20 protein-coding genes and 1 other RNA gene are annotated in these 23,327 nt (G+C 65.7%); 2 read left to right on the forward strand and 19 right to left on the reverse strand.

All coding sequences use genetic code 11. The features are described from left to right. Positions 1 to 84: 84 nt before the first annotated feature. The 12 genes from FHY18_RS09185 to FHY18_RS09240 all read right to left on the reverse strand — a co-directional run bounded on the left by FHY18_RS09185 (position 85) and on the right by FHY18_RS09240 (position 16,062). A complete protein-coding gene (locus FHY18_RS09185; protein ID WP_259153593.1) occupies positions 85 to 1,854 on the reverse strand; it encodes an ABC transporter transmembrane domain-containing protein in 1,770 nt (589 codons plus the stop codon). Then, a complete protein-coding gene (locus FHY18_RS09190) occupies positions 1,851 to 2,453 on the reverse strand; it encodes a YigZ family protein (RefSeq protein WP_259153595.1) in 603 nt (200 codons plus the stop codon). The genes FHY18_RS09185 and FHY18_RS09190 overlap by 4 nt, the downstream gene beginning before the upstream one ends. A gap of 205 nt (positions 2,454 to 2,658) precedes the next feature. Continuing rightward, positions 2,659 to 3,252 carry a TIGR00730 family Rossman fold protein gene (locus tag FHY18_RS09195; RefSeq protein ID WP_046964993.1) on the reverse strand — a complete coding sequence of 198 codons (594 nt, stop codon included), beginning with the start codon at positions 3,250 to 3,252 and terminating at the stop codon, positions 2,659 to 2,661. A gap of 217 nt (positions 3,253 to 3,469) precedes the next feature. Beyond that, entirely contained in the window at positions 3,470 to 4,912 is a 1,443-nt protein-coding gene (gene lpdA, locus FHY18_RS09200) for a dihydrolipoyl dehydrogenase (protein WP_259153597.1), read from the reverse strand. 112 nt (positions 4,913 to 5,024) lie between these two features. Then, complete coding sequence (gene sucB, locus FHY18_RS09205) at positions 5,025 to 6,239, reverse strand: dihydrolipoyllysine-residue succinyltransferase (RefSeq protein ID WP_259153599.1); 1,215 nt, start codon at positions 6,237 to 6,239, stop codon at positions 5,025 to 5,027. 42 nt (positions 6,240 to 6,281) lie between these two features. Next, positions 6,282 to 9,185: a 2-oxoglutarate dehydrogenase E1 component gene (locus FHY18_RS09210; RefSeq protein ID WP_259153603.1), complete on the reverse strand. Its 2,904-nt coding sequence runs from the start codon at positions 9,183 to 9,185 to the stop codon at positions 6,282 to 6,284. A gap of 105 nt (positions 9,186 to 9,290) precedes the next feature. Continuing rightward, entirely contained in the window at positions 9,291 to 10,223 is a 933-nt protein-coding gene (locus tag FHY18_RS09215; RefSeq protein ID WP_259153608.1) for a GNAT family N-acetyltransferase, read from the reverse strand. After that, positions 10,220 to 11,680, reverse strand: a complete 1,461-nt coding sequence (locus FHY18_RS09220; protein WP_259153609.1) for a cupin domain-containing protein — start codon at positions 11,678 to 11,680, stop codon at positions 10,220 to 10,222. Before FHY18_RS09220 ends, FHY18_RS09215 begins: the two co-directional genes overlap by 4 nt. A gap of 682 nt (positions 11,681 to 12,362) precedes the next feature. Then, positions 12,363 to 12,863, reverse strand: coding sequence for a DUF3060 domain-containing protein (locus tag FHY18_RS09225; protein ID WP_259153611.1), 501 nt, complete (start codon positions 12,861 to 12,863; stop codon positions 12,363 to 12,365). A 238-nt stretch (positions 12,864 to 13,101) separates the two neighbouring features. Continuing rightward, a non-coding RNA gene (locus tag FHY18_RS09230) (sX9 sRNA) lies at positions 13,102 to 13,174 on the reverse strand. A 161-nt stretch (positions 13,175 to 13,335) separates the two neighbouring features. Further along, entirely contained in the window at positions 13,336 to 14,703 is a 1,368-nt protein-coding gene (purB, locus tag FHY18_RS09235) for an adenylosuccinate lyase (protein WP_259153614.1), read from the reverse strand. 36 nt (positions 14,704 to 14,739) lie between these two features. After that, the gene (locus FHY18_RS09240; protein ID WP_259153615.1) at positions 14,740 to 16,062 is read right to left on the reverse strand and encodes a hemolysin family protein; all 1,323 of its coding nucleotides are present in this window, start codon (positions 16,060 to 16,062) and stop codon (positions 14,740 to 14,742) included. 287 nt (positions 16,063 to 16,349) lie between these two features. Here FHY18_RS09240 and FHY18_RS09245 point away from each other — a divergent pair, with 287 nt between their 5' ends. Beyond that, positions 16,350 to 17,756 (forward strand): class II fumarate hydratase, encoded by a 1,407-nt coding sequence (locus FHY18_RS09245; protein WP_259153618.1) that lies wholly within the window; start codon positions 16,350 to 16,352, stop codon positions 17,754 to 17,756. 133 nt (positions 17,757 to 17,889) lie between these two features. Here FHY18_RS09245 and FHY18_RS09250 read toward each other — a convergent pair whose 3' ends face one another. From FHY18_RS09250 to FHY18_RS09280, 7 genes are all read right to left on the reverse strand, one after another. After that, positions 17,890 to 18,312 carry a hypothetical protein gene (locus tag FHY18_RS09250; protein ID WP_259153623.1) on the reverse strand — a complete coding sequence of 141 codons (423 nt, stop codon included), beginning with the start codon at positions 18,310 to 18,312 and terminating at the stop codon, positions 17,890 to 17,892. 453 nt (positions 18,313 to 18,765) lie between these two features. Beyond that, a complete protein-coding gene (locus FHY18_RS09255; protein WP_259153626.1) occupies positions 18,766 to 19,296 on the reverse strand; it encodes a YggN family protein in 531 nt (176 codons plus the stop codon). Positions 19,297 to 19,329: 33 nt separating this feature from the next. After that, on the reverse strand, positions 19,330 to 20,154 hold the full coding sequence (locus FHY18_RS09260) for a DUF4097 domain-containing protein (RefSeq protein ID WP_259153628.1): 825 nt from the start codon (positions 20,152 to 20,154) through the stop codon (positions 19,330 to 19,332). Between the two features lie 9 nt (positions 20,155 to 20,163). Next, on the reverse strand, positions 20,164 to 21,150 hold the full coding sequence (locus FHY18_RS09265; RefSeq protein ID WP_259153630.1) for an ABC transporter permease: 987 nt from the start codon (positions 21,148 to 21,150) through the stop codon (positions 20,164 to 20,166). After that, on the reverse strand, positions 21,147 to 22,022 hold the full coding sequence (locus tag FHY18_RS09270; protein ID WP_259153632.1) for an ABC transporter ATP-binding protein: 876 nt from the start codon (positions 22,020 to 22,022) through the stop codon (positions 21,147 to 21,149). Before FHY18_RS09270 ends, FHY18_RS09265 begins: the two co-directional genes overlap by 4 nt. After that, complete coding sequence (locus tag FHY18_RS09275) at positions 22,019 to 22,381, reverse strand: GntR family transcriptional regulator (RefSeq protein ID WP_005988451.1); 363 nt, start codon at positions 22,379 to 22,381, stop codon at positions 22,019 to 22,021. The genes FHY18_RS09270 and FHY18_RS09275 overlap by 4 nt, the downstream gene beginning before the upstream one ends. A 2-nt stretch (positions 22,382 to 22,383) precedes the next feature. Then, complete coding sequence (locus FHY18_RS09280) at positions 22,384 to 22,632, reverse strand: hypothetical protein (protein WP_259153637.1); 249 nt, start codon at positions 22,630 to 22,632, stop codon at positions 22,384 to 22,386. A gap of 135 nt (positions 22,633 to 22,767) precedes the next feature. On the opposite strand from FHY18_RS09280, the gene FHY18_RS09285 reads away from it, so the two are divergent. Continuing rightward, on the forward strand, positions 22,768 to 23,325 hold the full coding sequence (locus tag FHY18_RS09285; protein ID WP_259153640.1) for a glutathione peroxidase: 558 nt from the start codon (positions 22,768 to 22,770) through the stop codon (positions 23,323 to 23,325). Positions 23,326 to 23,327: the final 2 nt, after the last annotated feature.

Consider the following 23,327-nt stretch of genomic DNA (forward strand, 5'->3'; position numbering starts at 1 on the left):
ATCGGTCCGTCGGGTCGCTCGGAGTCGCACTGCCGGCCAGGCCGGTGCGCGGGCGCGTGGCCCGCAGCGGGCATCAACCAGCGGTCATTGATCGATGAATTGCAGCCGCGCCAGCTCGGCATACAGTCCACCTTCGGCGATCAACTGCGCATGCGTGCCCTGCGCCACGATGCGGCCGGCATCCATCACCACGATGCGGTCGGCCTTGAGCACGGTTGCCAGGCGGTGCGCGATGACCAGGGTGGTGCGCCCCTGCATCAGCCGGTCCAGTGCCTGCTGCACGGCGCGCTCGCTCTGCGCGTCCAATGCGCTGGTGGCTTCGTCCAGCAGCAGGATCGGCGCGTCCTTGAGCAATGCACGTGCGATCGCCACGCGCTGCTGCTGGCCGCCGGACAGGCGCGTCCCGCGCTCGCCCAGTTCGCTGGCGTAGCCTTGGGGCAGGGCGCGAATGAACCCGTCCGCCTCTGCCGCTGCCGCTGCCGCTTCCACCTCGGCATCGCTGGCCTGCAGGCGGCCATAGCGGATGTTGTCGGCGGCGCTGGCGGCGAACAGGGTGGGTTGCTGCGGGACCAGCGCGATGTTCTCGCGCAGGCGCACCGGGTCGGTCTGGCGCAGGTCCACCTCGTCGATGCGGACGCTGCCGCTGGCCGGGTCGTGGAAGCGCAGCAGCATCGCCAGCACCGTGCTCTTGCCGGCGCCGGACGGGCCGACCAGGGCAACGGTCTCGCCCGGGCTGACGTGCAGGTCGAAGCCGTCCAGCGCCGGTGCGTCGGGGCGCTGCGGATAATGGAATGCCACCTGGTCGAAATGGATCGCTCCGCGTAACGGCTGCGGCAACGGCGTCGGGTTGGCCGGTGCAACGATCGCCGATTCTTCGTCGAGCAGTTCGCCAACCCGGCCCATGCCGCCTGCGGCGCGCTGCAACTCGTTCCACACCTCGGCCAGTGCGCCCACCGAACCGCCGCCGATCAGCGCATACAGCACGAACTGGCCCAGCGTGCCGGGTGTCATGCGCCCGGACACCACGTCGTGTGCGCCCAGCCACAGCACGCCCACGATGGCACCGAAGATCAGCATGATCGCGATGGCGGTCACGCCGGCCTGGGTGCGGATCCGCAGCCGCGCGGTATCGATCGCCGCAAACAAGGCCTGGCTGAAACGCTGGCTTTCGTAACGCTCGCGCGCATGCGCCTGCACGGTGCGTACCGCACCAAGCGTTTCGGCCGCCAGCGTATTGGCATCGGCCACGCGGTCCTGGCTGGCGCGCGAAATCTTTTGCAACCGGCGCGCACCCAGCACGATCGGAAGCACCGCCAGCGGAATGCCGATCATCGTGAATCCGGCCAGGCGCGGGCTGGTGACGAACAACATCACCATGCTGCCGATCACTGTCACCGAGCTACGCAACGCCACCGACATGGTGGTGCCGATCAGCCCGCGCAGCAGTTCGCTGTCGGCCGACAGTCGCGACACCAGCTCGCCGCTGCGGCTGCGATCATGAAAGCCGGCATCCAGCCCGATCAGGTGCGCATACAGGCGGCCGCGCAGATCGGCGACGACCTTTTCGCCCAGCAAGGCCACGAAGTAAAAGCGCGCTGCGGTCGCCAGGGCCAGCACCACCGCCACCACAAACAACAGCGCAAAGGCCTGGTTGATCTGCGTGCCGCCGGAGAAGCCGTGATCGATCATGCGCTTGACCGCGGCCGGCAGGCTCAACGTGGCTGCCGAAGACACCGCAAGTGCGATCAGCCAGGCGGCGAACAGGCCTCGCTGACGTTGCACGAAGGGCCACAAGGTGCGCAGGCTGCCAAGCTTCCGCAATGGGTTGGGCCTGGCGGCGGCTGGCTGATTCATGCGGCTTCCGGTATTGAGAGATGGACACGATTGCGAGTGGCGTCGCACAGACGGCTTTTCAAGCCGGCAAGCTGATCGGCAGGCAGTTGCACGCGCAACGCTGCGCCTTGGGCGTGGAAGTGTTCGTCCAGCTTGTCGACATGGAATGCGGCAAGCGCCGCGTGCACCAGGCCCAGATCGTCGAACTGGCATTGCAGGTCGAGCAGGGTCAACGCGACCAGCGGTCGCCGCGTGGCCAGGCGCAGGCATTCGGCAGCGGTACCGCCGTAAGCGCGCACCAGCCCGCCGGCACCAAGCTTGATCCCGCCATACCAGCGCGTCACCACCACCACCACGCGATCGAAGCCTTGGCCATCGATGGCGGCCAGAATCGGCCGGCCGGCAGTGCCGCTGGGCTCGCCATCGTCGCTGGAACGGTACTCCTGCCCGAACCGGTAGGCCCAGCAGTTATGCGTGGCGTCGGGCACCGACACGCGCTGCACGATCTCCAGCGCCTGCGCGGAAGAATCGAGTGCAGCAGCATGGGCCAGAAAGCGACTGTGCTTGATGTCCAGGCTATGGTGCGCGTCAGCGGCGAGGGTATCGAGCATCGCCGCCATTCTATGCGAGGCAGCGATGCCGGTTGCGGCAGTCAGCGTGACTGCCGTTGCAAGCTCGCAGACCGGGGCATTCGGGACGAGGTGCGTCTTGGCGATGCACCGTTGCCGTGCGTCGGACGTTGGCTAATGACATCGCGCCTGGCGGGTATGCGCGCGCCAGCAGGAAGCGGCGCGTCCAAGTCCGCGCAAGGCCGGCAAATCCTGATTACACCAGCGTGGAACGGCGCTTCTCGTCGATCCACTTGGACGCCTGGGCAGGCGTGTAGTGCTGCATCCACTCCAGCATCTGCGCCATGTCGTCGCCGTACCACAGGTCGGCGCGTTGATCCGGATGCAGGAACCGCTCTTCCACCATCCGATCGATCATGCCGATCAGCGGTGCATAGAACCCTGCGATATCCAGGAAGGCGCACGGCTTGTTGCCGATGCCCAGCTGGCGCCAGGTCAGCATCTCGAAGATCTCTTCCATGGTGCCGAAGCCGCCGGGCAGGGCGACGAAGGCATCGGACAGCTCGAACATGCGCATCTTGCGCTCATGCATCGAGCCGACGATTTCCAGCGTGGTCAGCCCGCGATGCGCCACTTCCCAATCGGCCAGCTGCTGCGGAATCACCCCGGTGACTTCACCACCGGCGGCCAGCACCGCGTTGGCCACCGTCCCCATCAAGCCGACATTGCCGCCGCCATAGACCAGGCGCAGGCCCTGCTTGGCGATGCGATCGCCCAGCGCCATGGCGCGCTCGACGTAGACGGGTTTGTTGCCGGCATTGGAGCCGCAGTAGACGCAGATGCTTTTCATGGGATTCGGGAGTTGGGATTGGGGATTGGTAAAAGCGAGGCGGCACTGCGCTGTGGCAGGTGGTGCCGTCGGCAGCAAGCCGCGCTGATTGTTTGAGTTCTTGCCGGGCTTGAAAAACAGAACGCCGGGTTTTCACCCGGCGCCATGTCATTGCCGGAGAGGGCCGGGACCGGGAGCCGCACTTGCGAATCCCCAATCCCGAATCCACCAATCCCGGTCAGTTAGCCTTATGAATCGCGCGCTTGCTCACCGCCATCGCGGCGTCGTGGATCGCTTCGGACAGGGTCGGATGCGCGTGGCAGATACGTGCCAGGTCATCGGCCGAGCCGTTGAACTCCATCGTCAGCACGCCTTCGTGCACCAGCTCGGAGACACCCACGCCGACCAGGTGCATGCCCAGCACGCGGTCGGTTTCGGCATCGGCGATCACCTTGACGAAGCCGGCCGGCTCGCCCATGGCTACCGCACGGCCGATCGCCGCGAACGGGAAGCTGCCGGCCTTGTAGGCAACGCCCTCGGCCTTGAGCTGCTGCTCGGTCTTGCCGACCCAGGCAATCTCCGGCTCGGTGTAGATGACCCACGGAATGGTGTCGAAGTTGACGTGACCGGGCAGGCCGGCGATCAGCTCGGCCACCGCGATGCCTTCCTCGAAGCCCTTGTGCGCCAGCATCGGGCCGCGCACGCAGTCGCCGATGGCCCACACGCCGTCGACGCCGGTATGGCAATGGCCATCGACTTCGATCTGACCGCGGTCGGTCACCTTGACGCCGGTGCCGTCAGCCAGCAGGTTCTTGGTCGCAGCCTTGCGGCCCACGGCCACCAGCAGCTTGTCCACGGTCAGGGTCTGCTCGCCGGCGCTGTCGGTGTAGCTGAGCACCACCTGCTTGGCATCACCGCTACCGGTGATCTCGGTCTTGCTGACCTTGGCGCCCAGTTTGATGTCCAGGCCCTGCTTCTTGAATTCCTTCAGCGCGGTCTTGGCCACTTCGGCATCGGCCAGGGCCAGGAAGTCCGGCAACGCTTCGAGGATGGTGACCTCGGCGCCCAGGCGCTTCCACACGCTGCCCAGTTCCAGGCCGATCACGCCGGCGCCGATCACCGCCAGGCGCTTGGGCACGGCGGTGAAGTCCAGGCCGCCGACGTTGTCGACGATGGTGTCGCCATCGAACTTGGCAAACGGCAACTCGATCGATTCCGAGCCGGCCGCCAGGATCACGTTGGTGCCCTTGAGCTCGATCTCGCCGCCTTCGTGCTGGGCGACCTTGACGACGTTGCCCGGCAGCAGCTGGCCGAAGCCGTAATACGGGGTGATCTTGTTGGCCTTGAACAGCATCGCGATGCCGCCAGTGAACTGCTTCACGATCTTGTCCTTGCGGCCGATCATGGTGGGCACGTCCATCTTGGCGTCGTTGAAGCTGATGCCGTGGTCGCCGAACAGGTGGCCCATGTTCCAGAACTGGCGCGAGGAATCCAGCAGCGCCTTGGACGGAATGCAGCCCACGCGCAGGCAAGTGCCGCCCAGTGCGGGCTTGCCGTCCTTGCCGAGTGCGGCGTCGATGCAGGCGACCTTCATGCCCAGCTGGGCCGCGCGAATCGCCGCGTGATAACCGGCCGGACCGGCACCGATGACGACGACGTCGAATTGTTCTTGTTCGCTCATTCTTCGCTCACGAGATTGGGGATTGGGGATTGGGGATTCGCAAAGGCGGGGATGCTCAGGAAGGGGCAGCTCTCGCTAATCCCCAATCCCGACTCCCCAATCCCGGCTTTCATCACAGACCAAACAACATCCGGCCCGGGTTTTCCAGCTGATTCTTGATGTCGACCAGGAACTGCACCGAATCCTTGCCGTCGATGATGCGATGGTCGTAGGACAGCGCCAGATACATCATCGGCGCGATCACGACCTGGCCGTTTTCGGCGATCGGACGTTCCTTGATCGCGTGCATGCCCAGGATGGCGCTCTGCGGCGGGTTGATGATCGGGGTGGACAGCAGCGAGCCGAAGGTGCCGCCGTTGGTGATGGTGAAGGTGCCGCCCTGCAGATCGTCCAGGCCCAGCTTGCCGGCGCGTGCCTTGGCGGCGTAGTCGGCGATACCCTGCTCGACGTCGGCGAACGACTGGCGCTCGACGTTACGCAGCACCGGCGTGACCAGGCCCTTGTCGGTGGACACGGCGATCGAGATGTCGCTGTAGCCGTGATAGATGATGTCGTCGCCGTCGATCGAGGCGTTGACCAGCGGGAAGCGCTGCAGCGCGTTGGCGGCGGCTTTGACGAAGAAGCTCATGAAGCCGAGCTTGATGCCGTGCGCCTTCTGGAACTCGTCCTGCAGTTCCTTGCGCGCGGCCGACACCTTGGCCAGGTTCACTTCGTTGAAGGTGGTCAGCATCGCGGTGGAGTTCTTGGACTCCATCAGGCGCTTGGCGATGGTCTTGCGCACGCGGGTCATCGCCACGCGCTCTTCCGGGCGGGCGCCGGATGCCTTGCCCACGCCGCCGGCCTTGGCGAAGTTGACGATGTCTTCCTTGGTCACTGCGCCACGACGGCCGGTGCCCTCGACCTGGGCCGGGTCCACGCCCTGGGTGATCGCGGCAAAACGCGCACCCGGAGGCAGCGCATCGGCAGCGGACTTGGAGGCAGCGGCAGGCGCAGCGGCGGCAGCCGGGGCCGGCGCTGCGGCCGGGGCAGCAGCGGCCGGAGCCGGTGCATCGGCCTTCTTCTCTTCGGCAGGAGCGGCGGCGGCAACGGCGCCTTCTTCGATGATCGCCAGGATCTGGTTGCTGGTGACCGTGCTGCCGGCTTCGAACTTGATTTCCTTCAGTACGCCGTCGACCGGCGAAGGAACTTCCAACACGACCTTGTCGGTTTCCAGGTCGACCAGATTCTCGTCGCGCTTGACCGCTTCACCGGCCTTCTTGTGCCAGCTGGCGATGGTGGCGTCGGAAACGGATTCGGGCAGTACCGGAACTTTGACTTCGGTGGCCATTCGGGGAGCGTCCTAGGGTTTTCGTTCTTTGGGGAAGAGGAGTTATTCAGCGACTTGGTCGTTGAACGGATTGAGGAGCGCATCGGCGACCAGCTTCTGCTGTTCGACGATGTGGTCGGCCATGTGGCCGGCGGCAGGCGAGGGCGAACGGGCACGGCCGGCGTAGTGCAGGCTCTGGCCGCTGGCCAGGCAGAAGTTCAGATGGTGGCGGATCTGATACCACGCACCCTGGTTCTGCGGTTCTTCCTGGCACCACACCACGTCGGTGGCGTTGGCATAGGCCTTGAGCTCGGCGGCCAGCTGCGCACGCGGGAACGGATACAGCTGCTCCACGCGCAGGATGGCGACGTCGTCCTGGCCACGCTTGGTCTGGTCTTCGAGCAGGTCGTAATAGACCTTGCCCGAGCACAGCACCACGCGCTTGACCTTGCCTGCATCGGCCTTGGCGTCGGGAATCAGATGCTGGAACTGCCCTTCGGCCAGTTCTTCCAGGCTCGACACCGCCAGCTTGTGGCGCAGCAACGACTTGGGCGTCATCACCACCAGCGGCTTGCGGGTGGTCATGCGCATCTGCCGGCGGATCATGTGGAAGCACTGCGCCGGGGTGGTCGGCACGCACACCAGCATGTTCTCCAGCGCGCACAGCTGCAGGAAGCGCTCCAGACGCGCGGAGCTGTGCTCCGGGCCCTGGCCTTCATAGCCGTGCGGCAGGAACAGCGACAGGCCCGCGATACGGCCCCACTTGGCTTCGCCGGCGGCGATGAACTGGTCGATCACCACCTGCGCGCCGTTGGCGAAATCGCCGAACTGCGCTTCCCAGATGCACAGCGCATTCGGGTCGGTGGTGGAGTAGCCGTACTCGAAGCCCATCACCGCTTCTTCGCTGAGCAGCGAGTCGATGATGGTGGCGTCTTCGGGGTTCTGCACCAGCTGGCGCAGCGGCAGGTGGTAACTGTCGGTCTTCTGGTCATGCAGGATCGCGTGACGGTGGAAGAACGTACCGCGACCGGCGTCCTGGCCGACCAGGCGCAGCTTGTGGCCTTCGGCCAGCAAGGTGGCATAGGCCAGGTTTTCGGCAAAGCCCCAGTCGCCGGCCTGCTCGCCGGCGGCCATCTTGACGCGGTCGTCGTAGATCTTGCCGACGCGTGCATGCAACTCGACGCCTTCCGGAATCGTGGTGATCAGCTTGGCCAGACGATCCAGCTGATCGCGCTTGACGCGCGTGTCCACCGGATCGGCGGCGGTGCCGACCAGGTACTTGGACCAGTCGATCGCAAATTCGTCCGGCTTGCGCTTGGCCAGTTCGGTGGTGTACTCGCCCGAATCCAGCTTGTTGCGGTAGCCGTCGACCAGCGCCTTGGCCTCGTCTGCGCTCAGCACGCCGTCGCTTTCCAGCTTGGCGGCGTACAGCTCGCGGGTGGTCTTGTGCTTGCGGATGGTCTGGTACATCACCGGCTGGGTCGCGGCCGGCTCGTCGGCCTCGTTATGGCCCCAACGGCGGTAGCAGACCAGGTCGATGACCACGTCCTTCTTGAACTGCTGGCGGAATTCATAGGCCAGCTTGGACACGAAGATCACCGCATCCGGGTCGTCGCCGTTCACGTGGAAGACCGGCGCGCCGATCATCTTGGCCACGTCGGTGCAGTACAGCGTGGAACGGGCATCGTCGCGCGTGCTGGTGGTGAAGCCGATCTGGTTGTTGACGACAATGTGCACGGTGCCGCCGACCGCGAAACCGCGCGCCTGCGACATCTGGAACAGCTCCATCACCACGCCCTGGCCAGCGAATGCGGCATCGCCGTGGATCAGGATCGGCAGCACGGTCTTGCGCTCGGCATCGCCGAAGCGCTCCTGGCGCGACCGCACACTGCCGACCACGACCGGGTCGACGATTTCCAGGTGCGAGGGGTTGAACGCCAGCGCCAGATGCACCTGGTTGCTGTCGCCCACGGCGATATCTGCCGAGAAGCCCATGTGGTACTTGACGTCGCCGGTGTGCGCGCGGTCGTCGTGGGCGTGCTCGAACTTGCCTTCGAATTCGTCGAACAGCTTGCGCGGGTTCTTGCCCAACGTATTGACCAGCACGTTGAGGCGGCCGCGGTGGGCCATGCCGATCACGATGTCCTTGACCTGGTCCTTGCCGGACTGGTGGATGATCGCGTCCATCATCGGAATCAGCGCATCGCCGCCTTCCAGCGAGAAGCGCTTCTGGCCGACGTACTTGGTGTGCAGGTAGCGCTCCAGGCCTTCGGCGGCGGTGAGCCGCTCCAGCGTGCGCTTGCGGCTGGCCGCGTCGCCGGCGATCTTGCCGCCGGCATCTTCCAGGCGCTTGTAGATCCACTGGCGCTGGTCGAATTCCTGGATGTGCATGAACTCTGCGCCGATGGTGCTGGCGTAGGTCGCCTTCAACCGGGCCAGCAGGTCCTTCAGCTTCATCCGCGGCTGGCCACCGACGCCGCCGGTGCTGAACTCGCTGTCCATGTCGGCCTGCGACAGGCTGTGGAACGGCAGGTCCAGATCGGGCGGATTGACCGGCGGGGTGAGCCCCAGCGGATCGAGCTGCGCGCCAAGGTGGCCACGCGCACGATAGGCGGTAATCAGGCGGCCGACGTTGCGCTCGCGCTCGTCACTGGCGCCTGCGCCGGTCCCTGCATTGGCGGCTTGCCTGGACGCGCTGAGGATGTGGGCGATGGCCGCCGAGTGCGGGACATCACCGGCATCGCGACCTTTGAAGCCGTCGAAGTACGTCTTCCACTTCGGATCGACACTGTCCGGGGCGACGAGGTACTGCTCGTACAGATCCTCGATGTAGGCGGCGTTGCCGCCGGCGAGCTGCGATGACTGCGCGAACTGCTTTAGGAGATTATCCACGATGGTAAGTCGGGTCTGCTGTGGGGATGATTGTGCGGAAGCGGCAGGGCGAGTTGCCCTATCGGTCGGTCTCAAATCTCGAAAAATTATACCCCCTTGCGCTTGTGAGGGGGCGTCTGCGAGCTGACCGGCGAGGTAGACCAATTGGCCGGGCGCCTACGCGCAAGGGGCGCTGCGGCGTCAGATGCCGAGCGCGCGCGGTTCGTTCCAGAGCGTGCTGCGCTCCCATATCTGCGCGAATTCGCGCTCCAGCTGGCGGCTGCGGGCCGCACCGGACAACCAGGTTTCGCCATCGTCGTAGCGATGACCTGTTGGACGAAAGTAGTAGGCGTCGTCGCCGACCAGGTAAGCCGCCGCATAGCTGGTATCGACCGGATCGCTGACCGCGCGGAACCGGAACACGCTGGGCAGGCGCTGGGCCAGGCGCAGCATTGCGCTGCTGCTGGCAGTGGCGCTGGCGGTGTCCTGCACCAGCACCTGCACGCGCTTGTCGTGGCGTGCGGTGGCAAAGCGGCGCAGCGCATCGAGCACGGCGGGGTTGTCGAACAACGGCGGGTCCAGTGCGCGGGTGTAGATCAGCACCTGCCGGCGTGCGCTGCTGAGCAGGCCGGTGGTGGCGGCCAGGGCCGCGGCGAGATCGTCCACCGCCATCGGGCCATCGAGCCGGCGATGCACGGGCTTGCCTGGCGCAGCGCCGGCATCGGCAGTGCGCCCATGCGAAGGATGCGGAAGTAACCCGGGTAGGAAGCCCAGGCGTGCGAACACCGCCTCGGCGCTTGCGGTGACGCGGGCGTGCAGGCTGGGCCAGCCCCGCTGGGTGGCGGCATCCACCGCTGCGGCAAGCAGGTGGTCGGACAGCCCGCGACGCCGCCAGTCCGGCACCAGGCCGAGCCGATCGATGCGGCGATCCGGCGTCACCCGCACCGAGGCGACCAGGTGGCCGTCATCGGTGCGCGCGGCCAAGTGCAGGCTGAGCGGGTCAAGTGCATCCCAATCGGTCTCGTGGACGATGTCCGCGATGTCGGTCGTGCAGGCCTGCCGCAGCGCACGCAGGGCCGCGGCATCGGATGCCGGGTCCAGCGAGACGATCTGCGGCCGGCCGTGCGGACTCATGCGCGCTCCGGGGTCTCTGCGTCGTTGCCGTCTTCGGCAATATCCGAGGCCTCGGAGTCGTCATCCGAGTCCTGGCTGATGTCGACGAGTTCGGCCGGGGTGTCTGCCTCGTCCGCCACCGCTTCGACATCGGCCTCGGTATCGATGGCCTCGTCTGCGTCCGCGCGATCGTCGTCGTCCTGATCGTCGTGGTGGTCGGCCGACACCGTGAGCGCGTGCGCCTGCTCGTCGTCGATGTCTTCGTGCGCGTCGTCATGGGCGCGCTGGTAGTGGCCTTGCGCCAGCAGCTCCAAGACCACTTCGCGGCCGCGCGCGGTCAGCTGCGCGTAAAGCCCTCCATCGATCTCTTCGGCCGCCGCCAGGCGCGCCGCGTCCTTGGCCGACAATGCGAATTCCAGGCCGCTGCAGAACAGCGTGGCACCGCGCTTGGCGCGCCGCCAGGCCAGCCGCGACCAGGGGTGGCGGTACAGCACCACGCCTTCTTCCAGCGCCTGTTCGACCGCTTCGCGCGGGATCGGCTCGGGCGCCGGCACCACGTCGCCGGAGGCGCGGTAGGTGGTCATGAAGCGGCCGAACCAGTCGCCCAGCCGATCGGGGTCGTTCATGCGCAGCGCATTGAGCGCTTCGACCACGCGGTTCATCGCGGTGACGTCGATCTCGTATGGATCGGCCGGCACCTTGAGGTCTTCGTCGTGGTAGCGCACGGCCTCGTCGGCATCGGCGATCAGGGTGTCCAGGTAATCGCCGATCAGCTCGGCCGAGGAGGGCGCGCGGGTGCCGATCGAGAAGGTCAGGCAGGCGTCTTCTGCCACGCCGTGATGCGGTAGCAGCGGCGGCAGGTACAGCATGTCGCCCGGACCCAGCACCCAGTCGTGGGTCGGCTTGAACTCGCGCAGCAGCTTGATGTCGACGTCGTCGCGGAACGCCTGCGGCGTGGGCTTGCGGCCTTGCGAGGTGCGGGCGTCGATCTGCCAGCGGCGATGGCCCTGGCCCTGCAGCAGGAACACGTCGTAGTGATCGACATGTGCGCCGACCGAGCCACCGGTGGCGGCGAAGCTGATCATGATGTCGTCGATGCGCCAGCGCGGCAGGAAGCGGAACTGGTCCAGCAATGCGCGCACGTCGGCGTCCCACTTGTCCACGTCCTGCACCAACAGCGTCCAATCGCGATCGGGCAGGCCGGGGAAGTCGGTCTCCTGGAACGGGCCGGTACGCACGCTCCAGTCGTCGGTGGCGCGGTCGTGGCTGATCAGGCGCGCCAGCACGCCGTCCTCGCAGGCCAGGCCAGCCAGATCTTCCGGCTGCAGCGGCGAGGCGAAATCCGCAAAGGCGTTGCGGATCAGCAGCGGGTGCTTGTGCCAGTAGGTGCGCAGAAAGCGCTCCACCGGCATGCCCAGCGGCTGCCCGGGGCGGGCCTGGACTTCGATGACGGGAGGGTTTGCCTTGCGTGCAGCCATGGGGAGTCCTTGCAGATGTCGATGGGATGCTGGGGCGCGGCAGTGCCGGCGCAGATGCTCCATTGTCCGATGCCTGCGCCGGATCTGCACGTGCACGTGGGGCTGGCGACAGGCCATGCTTCAGGGACGTGGTGGTTCGGCCTGCGCGGCGCGGGAGAATGCTCCGGATGGCGGTCACCTCACCCAGTTCCATAGTGCTGTGCGGGCGGCAACAGTGTGCCTGCCTTGGGAGCTGGTGACGAGGTGCGTGGGCTGCTTCGCGGCCAAGGCCGCTCCTACGGAAGCGGGGCGGGCCGGACCATGGGGTAGCAGGTCACGCGCTGCGAGGCGCGTCACTTTCGGGGTTGCCGCTGACGCCGCCCGACAGGCTGCAGTTGGCGATGCTGTCATCGACGTGTACGCCGCAATGCAGCCCGCATCAAGGTTGAGCGGACGAGACACTGCCTTGTGTGATCGTACGCGGCACCGTCAAGCGCGCCGTAGCGCTTTTGGCGGCGCGGCGACCGTAAGTGCTGCGGCTCGGGCCGTGATGGCGTCCCGGGTGGCGCGTTCATGGCCCGTGCCGGCTGACAAAGATGACGAGCACCCGGCACGCACGGCGCTCCATGCGTGCGTCATTCGCAATCTTGCTGCCTTGCCTTGCCTTGCCGTGCGAAGGCTGCGCTAGCGCACCGTCGCGGCCTCACATCACCTTGTTGCCGCTGCCGCGGTCATCCAGCGTGGGTTTGCTGGACGGGTTGACCGTGTTGTCGTTGCCGGAAAAACGGACCTGCTTGATCTCACGCGCCAGCACCAGGTTCTTGTTGCCCTGGATGTCCACGCTGTCGACCTTGGTCAGATTGAGCGTGTTGTCATGGCCGATGATGCTGAGCTCGCCAAGCTGCTTGTTGAGGACGGTGAAGTTGCTGCCTTCCACGCGGATGCTGCGTGCGTTGTCCAGATTCATCGCACCGCGCGAGGCGGTGATGGTCACCGTGCCGCAGTTGCCGTGCAGGATCCACTCGCTGTCGTCGCGGGTCAGGCGCACATCCTTTCCGTCGCAATCGGCGCCGCTGGCCGGGTCGGTCACTGTGGACGAGACGGCCGATACCGCCTGGGCCGCCGGGCCGTCGGCACCGCAGCCGCCCAGTGCGACGATGCTGGACAGGGCAAACAGCGACGCGATACTCCGAACTGCACGCATGGATGGACACTCGCTTGGATGAGGCCGGCACCATAGCAGTCACGCCGGGAAGCGTCGTTGACGCCGGCTCGACGCCTGGGGATTGCCGGCACATCCGGCCGCGCATCCCGTTCAGAACAGGGGCGCAGGCGCGGGGATCCATGGCACATCAGCAACGGCCGCGCCTGCCTGGCGCGGTGGCGCCGGTGGTTTTATCCGCGGGGAGCGACCGACATGCCGTAGCGAGCGGCCTTGGATCAGCAAACAAACGTAACGAGCAGGCGCCGGGGGGATGGATGGCGTGGAGCAACCGGAGTGTGCGAGTGGTACCTGCCGCACCGAGCCGCGGTCCCGCCCGCCTTGCGTCTGCACTTGAGCTTTGTCGGCCGCTGTCAGGGCGCGCACGAAAACCGGAAGCGACCAGTGGCGCATGCCGACTCCGTGCACCGCCCGCATGCGGACGGTGGTTGTGCAGCAGTTCGGTTGGCCGTGCCTAGATCGCGCGCGCCAGCTGCTCTGCCAGACCGGTGTAGCCGCCTGGGGTGAGCGTACGCAGGCGCTGCTTGTCCTCTTCGGGCAGCTGCAGGCTTTCCACGAAGGCCTGCATCGAGGCGGCGGTGATGCCGTGGCCGCGCGTCAATGCCTTCAATTGTTCGTAGGGGTTGGGCAGGCCGTGGCGGCGCATCACCGTCTGCACGGCTTCGGCCAGCACTTCCCAGGCGGCGTCCAGGTCGGCATCCAGGCGCTGCGGATTGACGGTCAGCTTGCCCAGGCCCTTGGCCAGCGAATCCAGCGCCACCTGGGTGTGGCCGAACGCGGTACCGAGCGCGCGCAGCACGGTGGAGTCGGTGAGATCGCGCTGCCAGCGGCTGATCGGCAGCTTGGCGGAAAAATGTTCGAACAGCGCGTTGGCGATGCCGAAATTGCCTTCGGCATTTTCGAAGTCGATCGGGTTGACCTTGTGCGGCATGGTCGATGAGCCGACTTCGCCTTCCTTGAGCTTCTGCTTGAAGTAGCCGAGCGAGATGTAGCCCCAGATGTCGCGCGACAGGTCGATCAGGATGGTATTGGCGCGGCGGCTGGCGTCGCCGATTTCGGCCACGTTGTCGTGCGGCTCGATCTGGGTGGTGTACGGGTTGAACACCAGGCCCAGGCTCTCCACGAAACGCTGCGCGAATGCGGCCCAGTCCAGCTGTGGGTACGACACCAGGTGCGCGTTGTAGTTGCCCACCGCGCCGTTGATCTTGCCGGTCAGCTCGACCGCGGCGATCTGCTTGCGCTGGCGCTCCAGGCGCGCGACCACGTTGGCGATTTCCTTGCCCAGCGTGGTGGGCGAGGCGGTCTGGCCATGCGTGCGCGAGAGCATCGGCTGGCCGGCCTGGGTGTGGGCGAGGGTGCGCAGCGTGGCGGTGATGCCGTCCAGCGTGGGCAGCAGTACCTCGCGGCGCGCCTGTTCCAGCATCAGGCCGTAGCTGAGGTTGTTGATGTCCTCGCTGGTGCACGCAAAGTGCACAAATTCCAGCGCCGGGCCAAGCTCGGCATCGTCCTTGAGCTGTTCCTTGATGAAGTACTCCACCGCCTTGACGTCATGATTGGTGGTGCGCTCGATCTGCTTGACGCGTGCGGCGTGGGTCACGCTGAAGTCGTCGGCCAGTGCGCGCAGGCGCTGGCTGGCGGCGGGCGAAAACGGCGCTAGCTCGGCGATGCCCGGCTCGGCGGCCAGGGCCAGCAGCCATTCGATCTCGACCTTGACCCGCGCCTTGATCAGGCCGTATTCGGAGAAGATCGGGCGCAGCGCATCCACTTTGGAAGCGTAGCGGCCGTCGAGCGGGGACAGGGCGAGCAGGGCGGAATCCGACATGGGCAGGGCACTGGGAGGCTGGCGGGGGTGCGTATTCTACGCCGCCCCGGCGCCGGCTTCGCCGATCGGCCGTACCGTGATCGCCTGGATCCGGTGCCCGGCCATGCGCCGCACCGTCAGTGCATGGCCGTCCAGCTCCAGGGTCTCGCCTTCTTCGGGCAGCCGCTGCAGCCGGTGCACGATCAGCCCGCCGACCGAATTGACATGGTCCGGGGCGCTCAGGTCCTGGCCCAGCAAGCGTTCCAGGCGAAAGATCGAGGTGCTTCCGGCCACCAGCAACGAGCCGTCCTGGCCGCGCACCGGGGCGTCGCGCACCACATGGCGATGTTCGTCCTCGATCTCGCCAACCACCACTTCCAGCAGGTCTTCCAGGGTGAAGAAGCCCAGGATGCGGCCCTGGTCCTCCACGCACAGCGCCAGATGGGTGGTGCCGGTGCGGAACTGCTCCAGCGCGCTGGGGATCGGGGTTTCCAGGGTCAGCAGGGTGGCCGGGCGCAGCAGCGGGCGCAGATCGTCCAGGTCCTGGCCGCGTGCCATCGCCACCAGCAGATCCTTGGTGTGCAGGATACCCAGCACCTGTTCGCCATCGGCCTCGAACCAGGGGTAGCGGCTGTAGCGCGATTCGCTGAACTCGGCCAGCACCGCCTCCAGGTTCATGCCTTCGCGCAGGCTGCGCAGGTGCTCGCGGGGCCGCATCAGGTCGCCGGCAACCAGATCCGGCAGTTCCAGCGCATGGCTCATCAGCGCCAGCCCATGATCGGCGGTAGCTGCGTTCGGGTCCTGGCGGCCGACGATCAGCTTGAGTTCCTCGCGCGAATAACGGTGCGACTGGTGCTCCACATCGCCCCATCCCAGCATGCGCAGCAGCCGGTTGGCGCTGGTATTGAGCACCCAGATTGCCGGATACATCAGCCAGTAGAAGACATACAACGGCGCGGCAGTCCACAACGACATGCGCTCCGGGCGACGGATCGCCATGGTCTTGGGCGCCAGCTCGCCCAGCACGATGTGCAAGAACGAGATCAGGCTGAAGGCGATCGCCAGGGCGGTGAACTGCGCCGCGTCCTCGGACATGCCCAGCACATCGAACAACGGCTGCAGCAGATGCGCGAAGGCCGGCTCGCCGACCCAACCCAACCCGAGCGATGCCAGGGTGATGCCAAGCTGGCAGGCCGACAGATACGCATCCAGATGCGCGTGTACCCCCAGCAGCAAGCGCCCGCGCCAGCCATGGGTCTGTGCCAGCCCCACCGCCTGCGTGTGCCGCAGCTTGACCAGAGCGAATTCGGCCGCAACGAAGAATCCGTTCAACAGCACCAGCAGCAGCGCGACGATCAACAGCAGCACATTACCGAGCATCGTCGCCTCCACGCGGTGCAGCGGCGGCGGGTGAGCCCATCAACGCAGGGATATGCGTGGTGGCGTGGTGTGCAGCGAAACAGAACGCAGGCAGTGCGTTTCTACAGTCAGGGTCGTCGCCCATGGCGGCGTGGTACCTCGTATGGATCAGCGCTGAGTCTAGTCCACGCGCCGCGATGACATCGTTGCAACGCTGCCAGCGAGTATCGTAATGGCCCTCGCCAGCGTGGGTGCGCCCGCTGCCAGCCATTGCGTCACCACAATCCAACAATGTGCGGAGAATGCAGATGAGCGAACGTTTCAGGACCGAACACGACAGCATGGGCCAATTGCAGGTGCCTGCCGACGCCTTGTGGGGCGCGCAGACCCAGCGCGCCGTGCAGAATTTTCCGGTGTCCGGCCAGCCGATGCCGCGCGGTTTCATTCGCGCGCTGGGCTTGATCAAGGCCGCCGCTGCCGGTGTCAATGCCGAGCTCGGGCTACTGCCCAAGTCGATCGGCAAGACCGTGCAGGAGGCGGCATTGCAGGTGGCCGACGGCACGCACGATGCGCAATTTCCGATCGATGTGTACCAGACCGGTTCGGGCACCTCGTCCAACATGAATGCCAACGAGGTGATCGCCACCCTGGCCACGCGCGCCGGCAAGGACGCGGTGCATCCCAACGATCACGTCAATCTGGGGCAGAGTTCCAACGATGTGGTGCCCACCGCGATTCGCGTGTCGGCACTGCTCGCGGTGCAGGAACACCTGCAGCCGGCGCTCAAGCACCTGCGCAAGACCATCGACAAGCGCGCCAAGTCGCTGGACAAGATCGTCAAGACCGGCCGCACGCATCTGATGGATGCGATGCCGCTGACGTTCGGGCAGGAATTCGGCGCCTGGTCTGCGCAATTGAGTTCGGCGCAGGACCGGCTGGACGATTCGCTCAAGCGGCTGCGCCGTCTGCCGCTGGGTGGTACCGCCATCGGTACCGGCATCAATGCCGACCCACGCTTCGGCGGTAAGGTGGCCAAGGCATTGTCGGGCCTGAGCAAGGTCAAGTTCGAAAGTGCGGACAACAAGTTTGAAGGCCTGGCCGCACAGGACGATGCGGTGGAGTTGTCCGGTCAGCTCAATGCGCTGGCCGTGGCGTTGATCAAGATCGCCAACGACCTGCGCTGGATGAACGCCGGCCCATTGGCAGGCCTGGGCGAGATCGAATTGCCGGCGCTGCAGCCGGGCAGCTCGATCATGCCGGGCAAGGTCAACCCGGTAATTCCGGAAGCCACCGTGATGGCGTGCGCGCAGGTCATCGGCCACCACACCGCGATCACCGTGGCGGGGCAGACCGGTAACTTCCAGTTGAACGTGACGCTGCCATTGATCGCCTACAACCTGCTGGATTCGGTCACCTTGCTGGGCAACGTATCGCGCCTGCTGGCCGATACCGCCATCGCCGGCTTGAAGGTGCGCCAGGACCGCGTGCGCGAGGCATTGGACCGCAACCCGATCCTGGTCACTGCACTCAACCCGATCATCGGCTACGAGAAAGCCGCCGCGATCGCCAAACGTGCCTACAAGGAACAGCGGCCGGTGCTGGAGGTGGCGCTGGAAGACAGCGGGCTCAGCGAAGCGGACCTGCGCCGTTTGCTGGATCCTGCTGCACTGACGCGTGGTGGCATCCAGGCCGGCAGCACCGGCGGCGGTGGCTGATCACTGACAGCATGTGCATGTAGGAGCGCACTTGTGCGCGATGAAGCCTTCCCGATAAGGCCCCATCGCGCACAAGTGCGCTCCTACACGGTCTCGCGCCAGTTTACGGTTTTGTGCGGCCTTGGACGGCGACTCAGTGCCGCTCGGCCTGCACGTTGCCGAAGCTCTCGCGATACGGTTGCAGCGACGGGATCTCGTCCAGCAATTCGCCGCTGAGCTTTTGGATCTCGGGCGTGGCGGTCAGCTTGATCGACTTGTACTCCGGGTCCGGGCCAGCGTCGTTGACTGCCTGCTGGCGCAGCATCTGCAGATGCCCGAACAGCAACTGCAGCTTGGCGCGGGTCGGTTCCTTCTGCGGCAACGCGATGTCGTCGATCTTGAGCGTACCGTCGGGCGTGATTTCCGCATTGGCAGCCGGCGGGCGGCGGATCATCACCGATTGCGTGGTGATGGCGACGCGCGGTTTGCCGCGTTCGGCGCGGCGGGACGACTGGTCGCCACAGGCGGCAAGGGTGCACAGCAGCAACGCCATGCAGAGCATCACGAACTTGTTCATGGGGTCGATGATCGGGGAGAGCGCGTTAGTGTAATCCCGCGCGGGTCTGCGAATCGTCGCAGACGCGATGCCTGGGGGCTGACAAAATGTCGCAGGGTGATGCGTGAGATATGCTGGCGAGCGGGCCAGGTCCTGCCGCGATGCGGGTGCTTGTTTCCGACGCCATCGCACGCCGTCATGCCTGGCGAAGGTCAATCGAGGCAGGCGCAGGTAACGCTGCGCAGGAGGCATCCCTCCGTCTTTACCAGTCGATCGCTGCCATTGGCAATTGACGCAAGGCCCATGCCTCACCGCCGACAGGCATGGATCCGACGCGATCATCATGGGTGGATACGGCAGGGGGGGCAAACGCGACGGCACCGATCTCGCCGCTGGGTGTGCACCCGCCTGGTGCACACCCGACCAAGGTCCGCGGCAGTGGCGCAACGCGTGACGTGTAAGCCGCAGCCGCAATCAGTTACGGCAGTCGTCGATATCTTTCTGCGTCAGGTTGGCGTATGGCCCGAACTCCGGCACCACGCGAGTGGCGGCGTCCTGCGCAGTGCGCAGCTTGTCTAGCTGGTCGCAGATCAGCATGGCTTTTTGTTTGAAGGTCTCCGCCTCGGCCTCGATCTTGTCGCCGATCTGGTCGGGGTTGCCACTGAGCACGCCCTTGAGCGCTTCACCGGCCGCATGAGCGCCGAATGCAGCGCCTTGGGTGCCGATATCGATGCCCTTCGCGGCAACGCCCTGGATCTGCGTGTAGACGCTGCGCATCGCCAGCTGCTGCGCAGCGTTCAAGGCGACCGGCTTGCCATCGATGCTGAGCGCGCCGTCCGCGCCGACGGTGGCTGCAGGCAGGCCGTCACGCTTGAGCGTCACGCTCTTGCCATTGAAGGTCACGCCACCGCCGTTGGCCTGGGCCGATACGTCGACGGTAGGCTCGGACTTGCCGCAACCGACCAGCAGAACGCTTGCCAACACCGCGGAAATCAACAGTTTCATCAGGAGTTCCCCCTCAAATGGTCAATGACGCAATTACTGTTGGGTCGGCACGCGGGTGTTGCCGGCAACATCGCTGACGTCGATATCGCCGCTGCCCTTGCGCGCAACGCTGACGTCGCCGTGCACCTTGTGCACACTCAGTGCGCCGGAGTTGACCGCTTCCACGCCGACATCGCCTTGCACATCGTCGATGTCCACATCGCCGGAGCCGATCGTGCCGAGCTTGACGTTGCCTGCAACGCCGCGCAGCTTGACGTCACCCGAACCGACCTTGCCGATCTCGGCCGCGCCACGTATCTGCGTGGCCTTGAGATCGCCCGAGCCGACCGCCAGCACGCGCAGCGACCCCATGTCTTCCAGCTCGATATCGCCGGAACCGACCTTGGCGGTGACCCGGCCCTTGGTGCGGCGGATGGCCATGTCGCCGGAACCGACATCGGCACTCACCGCAGCAGCGCCACTGATCTCGGCGTCACCGGAGCCGACGTCGAATTGCACCAGGAGCGAGTCCGGCACGCTGCCGCGCAGGTCCAGGTAGGAGTAGCTGTCGCCGATGGAGATGCGCAGCGGGCGATCATCGGCCAGCGTCACCACCAGCTTGTCGCCGTCGCGCTTCTGGGTGACGGTCAGGCCCTTGAGCAGATCGGCCCTGGCAGCACAGGCGCGGCCGCCAAGACGCCCGCTGTTGCCCGGCGCAGCGTCCAGATGCAGATCGTTGGAGGCGACCTCGAACAGCACCGACTTCACTCCGCTCAGCTTCAGCTCCAGGCTGCGCGGTTCGGAAAATTTGCATTGCTCCTCGGCAGACGCAGCGCCAGGCAGTGCGAACAGGATGGCCAGGGTCAAAGGCAGGCGCATGGGAGGTCCTCAGGCTTCGGAGCGCCGGCGGCGCAGGTAGATGGAAGCGGCGATCAGCGCGATGCCGATGGCGGCGCCGATCCAGATGTCGGGATCGGCATAAACCCGCGAACTGTCGGTGTGCTGCAACGCCCACTGCACCAGGTCGCTGGGGTTGCTCATCGCACTGCTGTCCAGATTGCCGCTGACGGCAAGCGGCGACCAGGTGCCGGGCAGGGCGCTGAGCAGGCCGCGATAGCCGACGATGTACCAGATGTCGCCGATCGGCAGCGACACGCCGGGCATCGCCGACAGGATGCTCAACATCACGCAGGCCAGCAGCGGAAACAGCACCGCCCACAGGAACGGCTTGCTGCTGGCCCAGGCCGAACAGAACATCAGCCAGCCCACGGTCGGCAGCGACCACAGCAGGCCCATCGGCACGGTCCGCAGCATCAGCCACAACAACGAGAACGGATGCGAGTGCGTGGCCAGCCCCCATGGATTGGGCACCCCGGCGATCAACGCGCCGCCGATGGCGATCAGCCATAACGCCAGGCCGACCAGCACGCCGATGGCGATTGCGACCAGCGGCGCCAGCAACAATGCCCAGGCGGCCTTGGACAGCACCGTCTGCACATCGGACACCGGCAGCGATTTCCAGAACAGCACGCTGCGGTCGCGGCGGTCGTCGTACAGGCTGCCCAGCGAATAGAAGAACACCACGAACGCCAGGACCACCGAGGCGATACCGACGCCGCCGAGCAGCAGGCCATCGCCGACCTGGCCCAGCGTGCGGGTGTATTCGGCCAGATCGTTCATCGTCATGCTGTCGCCGACCATGTTGCGGCGTGCGCTGATCGCCCCGATCACCGCGCCCAGCAGCGCGAAGAACACCGCGATGCCGCCGGTGATGACCTGTGCCCAGACGAAGCCGCCACGGTGTTCCCAGTACTCGCGTTTGAGCAACCAGCCGAACGTGCGGGCGGGAGAAGCTTGGTGGGTGAGTGCATTCATGCGTAGGTCCCCTTCATGACCGCGACGAACAGGTCGGCAAGGCCGGGATTGCGGGTTTCGCCAAAACGGGCGAGCTGCGCTTTCGGCTCGCCATCGAACAGCATGACGGTCTTGCCGAACGGCAGGCTGCGCTCGTCGATCGGTTTCATGGCTCTGGCAGCGTCCAGGTGCTCGGCACTGACCAGCACCTCGGTGTAGCGCTCGGCGACGTTTTCCATGTCGGCGGTCAGCACGATGCGGCCGTCGCGGATGAACATCACATCGGTGAGGATGTGTTCGATCTCTTCGACCTGGTGGGTGGTGACGATGATGGTCTTCTGCTCGTCGAAGTAATCCTCCAGCAGGCGCTGGTAGAACTGCTTGCGATACAGGATGTCCAGGCCCAGGGTGGGTTCGTCCAGCACCAGGATGCGCGCGTCGATGGCCATCACCAGCGCCAGATGCAACTGCACGATCATGCCCTTGGACAATTCGCGCACCCGCGATTTGCGGTTGAGCTGGGTGTTGGCCAGAAAGCGTTCGCACTTGGCGCGATCGAAGCGCGGATGCACGCCGGCAACGAAATCGATCGCTTCGCCCACCCGCAGCCAGCGCGGCAGCACCGCCACGTCGGCGATGAAGCAGACCTCGTTCATCAGCGCGTTGCGCTGGGTGCGCGGGTCCATGCCCAGCACCTTCAACTCGCCATCGAAGTCGGTCAGCCCCAGCACGGCCTTGAGCGCGGTGGTCTTGCCGGCGCCGTTGGGGCCGATCAATCCGACGATGCGGCCCGGGGCGATGGTGAAGCTGGTGTTGTCCAGCGCCAGCCGATGTTTGTAAGCCTTACGCAGGCCACGCGCGTCGACGACATGGTCGGTGGAGACGGCGGTCATGGTGTTTTCCCCTGTGGCAACAGATCGTCGATGGACAGGCCCAGGCGCTGGATGCGTTCCAGTACCGCCGGCCATTCTTCATTCAAGAAGCGGTCGCGTTCGCTTCCGCGCAGCTTCTGTGCGGCTTCCGGGGTCATGAACATGCCCAGGCCGCGGCGTTTTTCCACCAGGTTCTCGTCGGCCAACTCCTGGTAGGCGCGCGAGACGGTGATGGGGTTGAGTTGGTAGTCCGCCGCCACCTGGCGCACCGAAGGCAGGGCGTCGCCAGGTTTGAGGATTCCATCGAGCATCATGGCAATGACCCGTTCCTTGAGTTGGCGATAGATGGGAGCGCCGTCGCTCCACTGGATGTCGTTCATGATCAGCTCCGTGGGCGCAGAACCTGCGCGAAGGAGAAATAGGGCATCGACAGCGAGGCACGCAGGTGCCGGCTGGGCCGGGTGCGTCCCTCGGGGGGAGTTGTCGCGTTTTCCGTAACCGCCTCCGACACGCCATAATCGGCGCCGGACTCCGTGACCTGACTGGAAGCGGCTCCCAGCCAACCAATGGCAAACAGGGTGCTGCCGAGCAGCAACAGCGGAACTGGTCGCCTGACACGTGTGCTGTTCATGCTTTCCCCCTGCGTTGGATGACTGGTGTTGTATTCAACTATAACACCGACACGCAGGCAGTCAACTGCCTGTCATACCCAACTGATGGCACCCCGCGCAAAACTGGGTGCCGCACTATCTTCGAGGGCCTGCCAATGTTGCTCAACCGTCTATTGGTCGTTGTATTTGCTGGTTTTTTTGCCAGCTCGGCGCTGGCCGCCGGAGCGCCGTTGCTGGATCTGGAGTACCGCCCGCTGGCCGGCAAGGCGCCAATCAACCTGAACCATAGTTACGGCGGCAAGGTGGTGATGGTGGTCAATACCGCCAGCAAATGCGGCTTCACCCCGCAGTACGAAGGCCTGGAAGCGCTCAACCAGCGCTTCGCCAGCCGGGGGTTTGCGGTGCTGGGCTTTCCGTCCAACGATTTCCAGGGACAGGAACCGGGATCTGAGAAGCAGATCCAGGAATTCTGCACGCTGACCTATGGCGTCAAGTTCCCGATGTTTGAGAAGGTGCATGTGCTGGGCAAGCAGGCGACGCCGCTGTATCAGCGCCTGACGCAGGCCACCGGCGTGGCGCCGGGCTGGAACTTCCACAAGTATTTGATTGGGCGCGATGGACGCGTGGTGGCGCAGTTCCCCAGCAAGATCAAACCGGACGATCCGAGCGTTGTGGCGGCGATCGAACGCGAGCTCAATGCGCAGTCGCGCTGAGC

The sequence above is a fragment of the Xanthomonas sp. 3793 genome, from assembly GCF_024806835.1.
GTDB classification, from domain to species: Bacteria; Pseudomonadota; Gammaproteobacteria; order Xanthomonadales; family Xanthomonadaceae; genus Xanthomonas; species Xanthomonas arboricola_F.

Excerpts from the sequence above, each read along its gene's own strand:
- FHY18_RS09280 (WP_259153637.1), bottom strand. The coding sequence starts at position 22,632 with ATGAACAGCACACGTGTCAGGCGACCAGTTCCGCTGTTGCTGCTCGGC.
- FHY18_RS09225 (WP_259153611.1), bottom strand. The coding sequence starts at position 12,863 with ATGCGTGCAGTTCGGAGTATCGCGTCGCTGTTTGCCCTGTCCAGCATC.
- FHY18_RS09195 (WP_046964993.1), bottom strand. The coding sequence starts at position 3,252 with ATGAAAAGCATCTGCGTCTACTGCGGCTCCAATGCCGGCAACAAACCC.
- FHY18_RS09190 (WP_259153595.1), bottom strand. The coding sequence starts at position 2,453 with ATGGCGGCGATGCTCGATACCCTCGCCGCTGACGCGCACCATAGCCTG.
- lpdA (WP_259153597.1), bottom strand. The coding sequence starts at position 4,912 with ATGAGCGAACAAGAACAATTCGACGTCGTCGTCATCGGTGCCGGTCCG.
- FHY18_RS09215 (WP_259153608.1), bottom strand. The coding sequence starts at position 10,223 with ATGAGTCCGCACGGCCGGCCGCAGATCGTCTCGCTGGACCCGGCATCC.
- FHY18_RS09240 (WP_259153615.1), bottom strand. The coding sequence starts at position 16,062 with ATGCTCGGTAATGTGCTGCTGTTGATCGTCGCGCTGCTGCTGGTGCTG.
- FHY18_RS09265 (WP_259153630.1), bottom strand. The coding sequence starts at position 21,150 with ATGAATGCACTCACCCACCAAGCTTCTCCCGCCCGCACGTTCGGCTGG.
- FHY18_RS09285 (WP_259153640.1), top strand. The coding sequence starts at position 22,768 with ATGTTGCTCAACCGTCTATTGGTCGTTGTATTTGCTGGTTTTTTTGCC.
- FHY18_RS09260 (WP_259153628.1), bottom strand. The coding sequence starts at position 20,154 with ATGCGCCTGCCTTTGACCCTGGCCATCCTGTTCGCACTGCCTGGCGCT.
- FHY18_RS09185 (WP_259153593.1), bottom strand. The coding sequence starts at position 1,854 with ATGAATCAGCCAGCCGCCGCCAGGCCCAACCCATTGCGGAAGCTTGGC.
- FHY18_RS09270 (WP_259153632.1), bottom strand. The coding sequence starts at position 22,022 with ATGACCGCCGTCTCCACCGACCATGTCGTCGACGCGCGTGGCCTGCGT.
- purB (WP_259153614.1), bottom strand. The coding sequence starts at position 14,703 with ATGTCGGATTCCGCCCTGCTCGCCCTGTCCCCGCTCGACGGCCGCTAC.
- sucB (WP_259153599.1), bottom strand. The coding sequence starts at position 6,239 with ATGGCCACCGAAGTCAAAGTTCCGGTACTGCCCGAATCCGTTTCCGAC.
- FHY18_RS09220 (WP_259153609.1), bottom strand. The coding sequence starts at position 11,680 with ATGGCTGCACGCAAGGCAAACCCTCCCGTCATCGAAGTCCAGGCCCGC.
- FHY18_RS09275 (WP_005988451.1), bottom strand. The coding sequence starts at position 22,381 with ATGAACGACATCCAGTGGAGCGACGGCGCTCCCATCTATCGCCAACTC.
- FHY18_RS09250 (WP_259153623.1), bottom strand. The coding sequence starts at position 18,312 with ATGAACAAGTTCGTGATGCTCTGCATGGCGTTGCTGCTGTGCACCCTT.
- FHY18_RS09245 (WP_259153618.1), top strand. The coding sequence starts at position 16,350 with ATGAGCGAACGTTTCAGGACCGAACACGACAGCATGGGCCAATTGCAG.
- FHY18_RS09255 (WP_259153626.1), bottom strand. The coding sequence starts at position 19,296 with ATGAAACTGTTGATTTCCGCGGTGTTGGCAAGCGTTCTGCTGGTCGGT.